This window comes from Oleiphilus sp. HI0117 (genome assembly GCF_001635235.1).
In genome coordinates this window covers 1-992 of sequence record NZ_LWGA01000050.1, presented here as the reverse complement: position 1 = coordinate 992, position 992 = coordinate 1, and the positions used below count along the sequence as shown (strand labels likewise).

Here is a 992-nt window from a genome sequence, read left to right as displayed (position 1 = left end):
AAAGAACTGGAAAAAATAATTGAACTAGAAAGACGTGACTACAGTCGACCAGAAATAATAAACATGTTCATCTTTACGTGCTGGACAGGACTCTCTCTTTCGGAAGTAATCGCATTAGCGTGGGAAGATATCGACTTCAACACATACACAGTAAATATTAAACGTGCTTATGTAAGTGACGAATTCAAAGTGCCTAAGGAAGCCTCAAGAACACGCTCTTTTCAATTGTTAAGGCCTGCTATCGATACTTTATTGAAGCAGCATAGATATTCATATACGAACAAACCGATTGAAATCAGTGTAAAGAACAGAAGCAACACACATTCGACATCCTATAAAATCCGACCTATTTTCAAGAACTTCAAATCACAAACAGACGAGCAGCTTTTTAGCAAGCGGTCAGTAGGAACAGCTTATGAAACCTTGTTGAGAGAAGCTAACGTGCGGCATAGAGGCCCAAATCAGTGTCGACATACTTTCGCATCGATGCTAATAACAAAGTATGTACCACTTGGTATTGTTGCTGAAATTATGGGGCACACATCAGAATCGATGCTAAAAAAGCATTATGGAAAAATAATACATGAAGACAGACCTAGCACTGCTAAGTTGATTTCACCATTTTTAGGATTAGAATAAGATTTTAACGTGCTAGGAGGTGCACTAAGGATCCCGTTTTTACCCCAAAGTTGCCCCAAGAGGCTTTGAATCTTAACTAATAACTTGGGAAATCAAGGAGTAAAAATGGCGGTGAGCCAGGGATTCGAACCCCGGGTGGGCTATTAACCCACGCTGGTTTTCAAGACCAGTCCATTCAACCACTCTGGCAGCTCACCGCAATTGCTTTCATGTCGAAAGCGAGGTGTATACTAATGATTTTTTTAGCGGTGTCAACGATTTATTTTTAAAGTTTTTGAGAGTTGAATTTTCTATACTCGCCACTATTATAGGCATGTAAATGTAGTATTATTCTAACTAAACATACTTGGTTT

General features: G+C 39.0%; 1 protein-coding gene and 1 tRNA gene. One reads left to right on the top strand and one right to left on the bottom strand.

The window, feature by feature from the left end:
• Positions 1-639: site-specific integrase (locus tag A3757_RS00880; protein ID WP_156506071.1), on the top strand; the 639-nt coding region annotated here is incomplete at its 5' end.
• 106 nt (positions 640-745) lie between these two features.
• On the opposite strand, the gene A3757_RS00875 is transcribed toward A3757_RS00880, so the two are convergent.
• A tRNA-Ser gene (locus A3757_RS00875) sits at positions 746-836 on the bottom strand.
• Between the last annotated feature and the right edge of the window lie 156 nt (positions 837-992).